The organism is Vibrio sp. V12_P9A6T4 (assembly GCF_963874835.1).
GTDB classification, from domain to species: domain Bacteria; phylum Pseudomonadota; class Gammaproteobacteria; order Enterobacterales; family Vibrionaceae; genus Vibrio; species Vibrio anguillarum.
In genome coordinates, this window is sequence record NZ_CAWNJO010000058.1 from 26,177 (window position 1) to 35,319 (window position 9,143).

4 protein-coding genes and 1 pseudogene are annotated in these 9,143 nt (G+C 43.1%); all 5 read right to left on the reverse strand.

The features are described 5' to 3' along the window. Positions 1-40: 40 nt before the first annotated feature. The gene (locus tag AACQ42_RS09575) at positions 41-4,882 is read right to left on the reverse strand and encodes an NAD-glutamate dehydrogenase (RefSeq protein ID WP_017044697.1); all 4,842 of its coding nucleotides are present in this window, start codon (positions 4,880-4,882) and stop codon (positions 41-43) included. 182 nt (positions 4,883-5,064) lie between these two features. Further along, on the reverse strand, positions 5,065-5,283 hold the full coding sequence (locus tag AACQ42_RS09580; RefSeq protein ID WP_013856912.1) for a DUF2835 domain-containing protein: 219 nt from the start codon (positions 5,281-5,283) through the stop codon (positions 5,065-5,067). A gap of 65 nt (positions 5,284-5,348) precedes the next feature. Further along, complete coding sequence (pepN, locus tag AACQ42_RS09585) at positions 5,349-7,955, reverse strand: aminopeptidase N (RefSeq protein WP_094165516.1); 2,607 nt, start codon at positions 7,953-7,955, stop codon at positions 5,349-5,351. 210 nt (positions 7,956-8,165) lie between these two features. Beyond that, positions 8,166-8,849 carry a hypothetical protein gene (locus AACQ42_RS09590; protein WP_013856914.1) on the reverse strand — a complete coding sequence of 228 codons (684 nt, stop codon included), beginning with the start codon at positions 8,847-8,849 and terminating at the stop codon, positions 8,166-8,168. Positions 8,850-8,976: 127 nt separating this feature from the next. Continuing rightward, a pseudogene (locus AACQ42_RS09595) lies at positions 8,977-9,143 on the reverse strand (IS4 family transposase); the annotation flags it as partial.

Genomic DNA, 9,143 nt, shown 5'->3' on the forward strand with positions numbered 1-9,143 from the left:
CTCCGAAATAAAAAGCCCCGTATAAACGGGGCGTTATTATTTACTCATTTGCCGCACAATTCAAATTTAAAAGTACTAATTCTCTTAATGCTACTGAGAATTTTGCAAATTCATGTACTGCACCAACTTTAAATTCGTTGAGGATACTCTCCCAGCGCATTAAGGATACTTCATTACTAGCAATCCATTCATCCAGTGCTTTCATTACATCGAGTTCTTCTGGTGCACAAGTACAATTCAATACTTGCGCAGTGAGTTGACGCTGCTGCCAGTCTAAATCTTCACGGAATGCAGCGCGAGCTAGTGCTTGCCAGTTGTTATCCACCGCTTGACCGTTAATCTGTTTTAAGAACCAGTGCAGTGATAAACGATCACCTAAGTTAAAGTAAAGCTTAGCTGTCTGAGCAACAGTCTTACCTTTATCACGTGCCACTGTGGATATATCCAGTGCTGAGTACAGGCTTGATAAACGAGCAACGTAATTCGCCAGTTCTGAGTTAATGCCTTTATCAATCCAGACTTGAGCCATGGCATTATGCTCTGCAACCTCTTCAGCAACGAGCATATTATCTAGTTCAGCGGAAACGGCATTGACGTCAGTTTGATAAAGCGCAATCAAATCTTTGACCGATTGTTTGCCTGAACGATTACGCAGCAACCAACGAGATAAGCGGCGTAAGGTTCGGCGTACTAAGAAAATCACATCGTACTGTGCATCGGCTTCTGCTTTATTGTCGAGTAAACGAACCTGCTCAAGAACACGGCCTAAACCATAGATTTCTCTTGCCGCAGTGTAAGCATTGGCAATATCGACAACATTCGCACCAGTCTCTTCTTGAAGACGGGTCACGAAATTACATCCCATTTCGTTCACCATCTGATTGGCCAGAGCCGTAGCAATGATCTCTGCACGAAGTGGGTGTTGTTGCATGTGCTGAGAATAGTTACGACGTAACTCCGTAGGGAAATAGTTGATCAACTGCTGTGAATGGAATTCATCGTGTGAAATCTCTTCACAAGCCAATTCCTCTTTCAACACCATTTTGCCGTATGCCACTAATACCGATAGCTCCGGACGGGTTAATGCAAATCCCTGCTTCTCACGCTCAAGCAAAGTTTCATCATCTGGAATGTATTCCAATGCTCGGTCAAGGTGCCCTGCTTTTTCCATGGCATGGATGAAACGAATTTGCTCTTTAACTAACGATACACCCTGTTGCTCAGTGACAGAAATAGCTTCAGATTGAGCGTAAGCATCTTCAATAACGATGCCTCCTACTTCGTCTTCCATCGACTCTAAGATCTGATTACGTTGTTTGACGGTAAGATCACCATTCGCCACCAAGCCATTCAAGAAGATCTTAATATTAACTTCATTATCCGAGCAATCGACGCCGCCAACGTTATCAACAAAGTCGGTATTAACACGACCACCAGTTAATGCATACTCAACACGTCCAAGTTGAGTCATACCTAAGTTACCACCTTCACCGATCACTTTTGTGCGAAGATCGCGTCCATCAATTCTTAGAGCATCGTTAGCACGGTCACCTACATCAGAATGGCTCTCTTTCGATGATTTAACATAGGTGCCGATGCCTCCGTTCCACAGAAGATCCACTTCCATTTTCAAGATCATTTTAATCAGCTCATTAGGCGCAACAGAAGCCTTCTTAGTGCCGATCATTTTTTGAATTTCAGGCGTTAAGGTGATCGATTTCGCTTTGCGAGAGAAGATACCACCACCTTTTGAGATCAACTTTGCGTTGTAATCTTCCCAGCTAGATCGTGGCGTGTTGAATAAGCGATTACGCTCTTCCCAACTTTTTGCTGAATTTGGTGTTGGATCGATGAAAATATGCAAATGGTTAAACGCTGCTTGCAAACAGATGTGTTTAGACAGCAGCATACCATTACCGAACACATCTCCAGCCATATCGCCGATACCAATCGCTGTGAAATCTGTGGTTTGGCAGTTAATGCCCATTTCACGGAAGTGGCGCTTGACTGACTCCCATCCCCCTTTTGCTGTAATCCCCATGGCTTTATGGTCGTAACCATTTGAACCACCAGAAGCAAAAGCGTCACCTAGCCAGAAATTGTATTCTGCTGACACTGAGTTAGCCAAATCGGAAAATGTTGCTGTCCCTTTATCCGCGGCTACAACTAAGTAAGGGTCATCTTCATCATGACGAACGACATTTTTAGGTGGAACGACTTCGCCTTCAATAATATTGTCGGAAACATCGAGTAATGCACGAATAAAACGTTTATAGCAGCGTTGTCCCTCGGCAAAGATCTCATCACGCGTGGTAAACATGTGCTGTTTCTTACACACAAAACCACCTTTTGCTCCCACAGGAACAATAACGGTATTTTTTACCTGTTGCGCTTTCACTAACCCTAGAATCTCGGTACGGAAATCTTCTTGGCGATCAGACCAGCGTAATCCGCCACGTGCTACTTTACCACCACGTAAATGAACACCTTCAATATCAGGCGCATAAACGAAGATTTCGAAAGCCGGCACAGGAGCTGGAATTTCAGAAATCTCTTTCGGTTTCATTTTTAAAGAAAGCCAAGGTTTGATCTGATTGTTTTCATCCAGCTGGAAGTAGTTAGTACGGATCGTTGCACTGATCATCTCCATATAACGACGAATAATACGATCATCATCCAAGCTATCAACACGATCTAACTCTTCAGTAATAGCGTTAATAAGATCCGTTTGCCCTTTTTGAGCCCCTTTGTGTTTAGGATCAAACCGCTTTAAGAATAGTTCCACCAGCCCTTTTGCTACATCTGGATAATGGCTGAGTGTATCTTCAATATATTGTTGACTGAATGGGAAACCCACTTGGCGCATGTAACGCGCATAAGCACGAAGAATCGATACTTCGCGCCCCGTTAATGAAGCACCGAGTACTAGTCGGTTGAAGCCATCACTCTCTAATTCACCAGCCCAAATAGCCGCAAATGCTTGTTGAAAACGATCTCTCGCTTCTCGAAGATCGACACTCTTATCGCTCTTATGCAGCATTGAGAAATCTAAGATCCAATACGTTTGACCATTTAATTTTCGTACTTCATAAGGTGACTCTCCGATCACCCTCAGCCCTAAGTTTTCCAACATCGGCATCACATCAGAAAGATGGATTGGCTCGTCACGGTGATAGAGTTTTAACCGCACCGCTTTTGAATCGGCCGCTTCTTCTTGTGGGCGATAGAACAACATGCCGAGTTTGTGCTCTTCATCTAAGGCTTCCAATCGCTGGATATCATCAACCGCTGAACCTGGCATCATGTCTTCTTTGTAAGAACGAGGGAATGCGCGCATGTATTCTTTCGATAATGGCAGTCCTTTACTCTCTCCAAAGTTTGCTACGATCGCATCTGATAAACGATCATCCCAAGTTGATGATGCTTCCATTAAATTCTGCTCTACCGTTTTTACATCGACATCCATATTGTTATTATCAACACGTACGATGTAGTGTGTTCTTGCCAATGGGCTTTCTGAAAAATAAGTGGTGAACTCAACATCTTGCTCACAACCAAAGTACTGTTTGAAAATTCGTTGCGTTTGGCGGCGAAGCTCGGTGTTATAGCGCTCTTTGGTCACATAGACCATACAGCTGAAGAAACGACCAAACGGGTCTTTACGAACAAACAGACGCAGCAAATCCCTATCTTGCATTTGCACTACGCCCATCCCAACTTCTAACATCTCTTCTTCACGTGCTTGCAGTAACTCATCACGAGGATAGTTTTCTAGAATATTGTGCAGCGCTTTATAGGAATACGAGCCTGCACGATAACCGCTGGCTTTTAGGATACGTTCTACTTTTTCGCGGATCAGCGGAATAGTTTCGACACTTTGGTTGTACACCGCCGAGGTATATAGGCCAGTGAAACGATGTTCACCGATCACTTTACCTGCTTTGTCGAACTTTTTAACGCCGATATAATCGGTATAAGCTGGGCGGTGGATACGTGATTGGGTATTGCCTTTAGTGACAATCAATAAAAAAGGCTTTTTGGCTTCAAGGCGCGCGGAATCAGGAAAGTCAGATAATTTTACGCTGCGCACACGTTTTGAATCAGAAAATAAACCCAACCCTTTTTCTGCTGTTGGTCTCAGTTCAGTATCGCCTTCGACCGTCACGAGGTCGTATTCTTTGTACCCCATGAAAGTGAAATTATGATTTCCCATCCACTTTAAGAATTTGATGGTTTCTTCGTAACGATCACTTTCTACAGGAATGAACTCTTTTTGTGTCTCCAATTGCGCAATCACTTGCACCAGTTTTTCTGACATTGGTTGCCAGTCTTGCACCACTAAAGCTGTATCGCTCAGAATACTAAGCAACTCATTTTTCAACTGTGTCATCGCTTCTTTGCTACTAAGGCGGTCGACTTCAATATGAAAAAGAGATTGCAGAACACCCTCACCTTGGTTTACCGAAGTAATAACACCGTTATCGGTGCGCGAGATTTGCGTTGGACCATTGAGCATGAGGTGTGAAGATAAATCCAAACGGCTGAGCGCCATTTTAATGGAGTCCACAAGAAACGGACTATCAGGGATTACTATTTCAACAATCGTGTGCGTTGACTGCCAACCTTGGCGGCTTACTGTCGGGTTAAATACCCGCACTGAACGCTCCTCCGGGTTTTTCTCGTTAATATGGTGCCATAGGCTAACTATCGCACCATATAAGTCAGATTCATTACGTTCAGTCAGATCATCTTTCGAAATGTTACTAAATAGATGTTGAGCAAGTTGGGTCACGAGCGGTTGATGAGCAAGATCGAGTTTGTCTTGAATCAGTTTGTACACTTTTTCAAGCAGAACTGGCACTAAAGTTTCACGCGCAGTCATAGTAGACTCCAAGATTATTATTTTTGTAGGGTATGCGGTAAGCATAGCGCTTACCATTGGTAATGCTTGCTTTATTGTAAAAGCTTTATTGACAAATAGTTAACAGTTTTAGGGCAGGTCTGAGGTGAAATGTTTGAGAATGTGATTAAGATTCCTATTTAAATATCTAGAAAATCAGCGGCTCACAGAGTTTCTAACTTTACAAACTTGTTATTTTGGTCAGTTGTCAGCCGAAATCGACCTTTTACTCCAATTTGGCTAAGAAATGGACGAAATCGAGATGCGGGTAGCTGAAGGCGTAAACCTTGATCTGTGTAGACTTGTACAGAGCTTGCTACACCAGAATAGTGCGCTAAGTAAGTTTGATAAGAAATATTGAGAGTAAAATAGTATTGCTTCATAGCCGTTAACCAAAATAGAGCGAGGAGACGTATCTATCACCTCGCTCTTAGTAGAATTAAGATCCTTAAGATTCGAGCGCTTTTGTTACTTTTTCAAAGAGATCCCGAGCTAAATTATCCATTGACTTCAAAGTCTCCAACTCCGATTTCATCATTGCTTGACGAGTTTCATCGTAGAGCCTGAATTTAAGTAAAGGATCAATTAAACGCGACGCGACTTGGGGGTTACTATCATTGAGTTCACGCAGTATCTGCCCTGCAAAACGGTATCCCTCACCCGATTTTGCATGGAAATTAACTGGGTTTGCGCTGAGGAATGAACCAATTAAACTGCGCGTACGATTTGGATTTTTTAAGCTAAATGCTTCATGTTTCATGGTTTGTTGAATGGTATCCAAAACACTTGGCGCGGGGTTAGTCCCTTGCAGTGCAAACCATTTATCCATCACCAATCCATCGTGTTTCCATTTATTGCTGTAATCATCCATCAGTGCTTGACGGCACATAAGCTGTGCACTATTCGCAGCGCTCATAGCGGCGATGGTATCAGTCATGTTGTTGGCGCTGTGATACTGAGCCAGCACCAAATCATTGCCTTGGTCGGTATAAGCTAAATAAGCAAGGCAAGTATTGCGCAATGCTCGTTCACCAATTGCACTGTGCTCAATGCTGTATGCTGTCTGTTTTAAACTGTGGTAAACCGCATTGAGCTCGTCTTGTAATGCGTTAGCAAGCTGTACTTTCATCGCTTTAAGTACGGTCGCTATTGCATCAACATCCACACGTTTATACCAACCTGAAACCTCATTATGGCTAGGTAATGAGAGCATTTCCGCAATAAAAGCAGGCTCTAGAGCCTCACTCAGTAACACACCACGGAATGCATCAACTACCGATTCAGGCAAATCCGCCGCCTTACCCGACTGCACTCCAAACACATTGCTACGGATATATTTGGCTAACAACATTTGGCCTGCGTCCCAGCGAGCAAATTCGTTGCGAGCATTGACCATCAAGAAGATCAGCTCATCATCACTGTAGTCATACTCCAGTTTCACTGGTGCTGAAAATTCGCGCAACAAGGAAGGGATCGGTTTCTCTGGCACATTTTCAAACACGAAGGTCTGCTTGGCCTGTGTTACGTTCAGTACATTAGAGATTTGCTTTCCGTTACATTGTAACTCAATTACATCACCATGAGCGGTGTATAACTCAACATCAAAAGGAATATGCAGCGCTGCTTTCTCTTTTTGCTCGTGCGTTGGTTCGGTTGTTTGCTCTACGGTTAAGGCATAGGTTTTCTGTTGTGCGTCATATTCAGTGCTCACTGAAACAATCGGTGTACCAGATTGGCTATACCATAAACGGAATTGGGTAAGATCGGCGCCTGAAGCATCTTCCATCGCTGCTACGAAATCTTCGCAGGTAGCGGCAGTGCCATCATGACGCTCAAAATAGAGCTTCATTCCTTTTTGGAAATTCGTTTCACCCAATAACGTATGCATCATACGAATCACTTCACTGCCCTTTTCATAGACAGTTAATGTATAGAAGTTATTCATTTCTATCACTTTATCGGGACGAATTGGGTGTGACATTGGGCTGGCATCTTCCGCAAATTGTGGCCCGCGAATAATGCGCACATTATTAATGCGATTCACCGCTCTCGACCCTAAATCAGACGAAAATTCTTGGTCACGGAATACCGTTAGGCCTTCTTTTAAGCTTAATTGGAACCAATCACGACAAGTGACGCGGTTACCAGTCCAGTTATGGAAATATTCGTGGCCAATCACCGCTTCAATACCTAAATAATCAGTATCGGTAGCGGTTTTTTCATTGGCTAACACAAACTTAGAGTTAAAAATGTTGAGCCCTTTATTCTCCATCGCACCCATGTTGAAAAAGTCAACGGCAACGATCATGTAGATGTCGAGATCATACTCTAAGCCGAAGCGTTCTTCGTCCCACTTCATTGCGTTGATAAGTGATGTCATCGCATGAGAAGCTCGGTCGAGGTTACCTTTATCAACAAAAATCTCGAGGGCAACATCACGGCCGGACTTGGTTTTATATTGATCACGTAATACGTCAAAATCACCCGCAACGAGAGCAAATAAGTAAGCAGGTTTCGGATGTGGATCTTGCCACTTCACCCAATGACGCCCTTCTGTAAGATCGCCATGTTCGATACGGTTACCGTTACTTAATAAAAATGGGTAATCTTTTTTGTCAGCAATCACGGTCGTGGTGTATTTTGCAAGAACGTCTGGACGATCGAGGAAGTAAGTGATGCGACGGAAACCTTCCGCTTCACACTGCGTACAGAACGCACCACCCGATTTGTATAACCCTTCTAGTGCGGTATTCGCTTCAGGGTTAATCAGTGTCACGATCTCCAATTCAAACTCTTGAGGTAATGATGAGATCGAGAGCCCGCTTTCAAGCAGCTGAAAATCTTGCCATTCGGTGCCATTCACTTTGAGCGATTTCAGCTCAAGGTTTTCACCATCCAGCACCAATTGGTTATTCTCTTTTTGCTGCTTAACGTGAGAAACGGCAGTCACTGTGGTGTTGGTATCAAAGAGATCGAATGTTAATTCGAGATCCGTAATGGTATGTGATGGAGATTGATAATCTTTGCGATACTTGGCTTGGGGTGTATGAGCCATGTCGGAATCCTTGTTGACGGAGTGAAATGTGACGTTTTTGATAAACATTCAGTAAGATGGCTATAGATCTAAGGCTTGTTATCATTAATAACAACCCCTCAAACCGAAAAACGAGGCATTTAAGACAAATACCCCGTTATTTCGCTGACAATTTACCCATATATCAACAGATTTCACTCATTGCCTTTCTTATGATAGAAGATTGCAAGACTACGGATTTACTCGCGCTAAAACAGCCGACATAGAACCATTTTCCACCTCTAACGTTAACATATCGCTAACAAGCGTATAGCGGGTATCATGTTCTCCGTCTTCATAAAGGAGCACCAAATGATCACCTTCTGTGTAGTACACCCCTTTATGGATCGATTCGTTACCATTAGCACCACTTACTCTGAACATAAATACAAAATCCGGCTGTAAAACGAGATCAAGTTGGTTAATGTCGGTTGCTATCGCATCTTCACCAAATATCCGTTTGCTAGACCACACCCCTGCCAACGCATTTGGTAAAGCTTTAGTGAACATAATGCCGTTTAAGTTGAGCATGTTGTGGTTCACTTGGTATTGATAAACTTGAGGTTGCGATGAATTAAGCCCCAAAATCAAGCTGTTATCGCTGGCGTCAAATTCACCTTCCCAGTGCTCCACATTATAATTTTTCTTTTGAATATCGATCTTGAAACGATAATTCGATTCCAAGGTCAGTTTAATAGAACGAAAATCATCGGAAGAAGTGTCAGGATTGGGGTTAAGTAGGTACCAATCACCAAGTAAAAAAGGGAGATCAAACTGAGTTAAGTCTTGATGAGTCTGCGTACCACTACTTTGACTTTGTGCCGCACTGGTGCTGATAAGAACAATGCAGGTAAAAATGATGCTTATCCATTTCATAACACGCTCCTCACTTTTTTCTTAAGCTTAGAACCGGTTGTACGATAAAGCGAAATGTTTGATCTATATCACGTTATTTATTTGGTTTAAATAAGATCAAAAAAGCGAGCACTAAGGCTAATGCCGTTCACTTAAGGTGAGCGGCATTGTATTTTCTAGGGTATCGGCTTGGCTTTTTCTTCACGACTCTAGGGAAGGCTCTTTCTCGCCTTGGCTCAAGTATTAAGCTCCCACTCATTGCATAGAAGTTTTGGAGTTGCCTCGGTATGGCTCCCGGTGACGAGTAGGGAAGCC

Bases quoted from the DNA above. Each gene is read 5' to 3' on its own strand.
- AACQ42_RS09575 (WP_017044697.1), bottom strand. From the start codon at position 4,882: ATGACTGCGCGTGAAACTTTAGTGCCAGTTCTGCTTGAAAAAGTGTAC.
- AACQ42_RS09580 (WP_013856912.1), bottom strand. From the start codon at position 5,283: ATGAAGCAATACTATTTTACTCTCAATATTTCTTATCAAACTTACTTA.
- pepN (WP_094165516.1), bottom strand. From the start codon at position 7,955: ATGGCTCATACACCCCAAGCCAAGTATCGCAAAGATTATCAATCTCCA.
- AACQ42_RS09590 (WP_013856914.1), bottom strand. From the start codon at position 8,849: ATGAAATGGATAAGCATCATTTTTACCTGCATTGTTCTTATCAGCACC.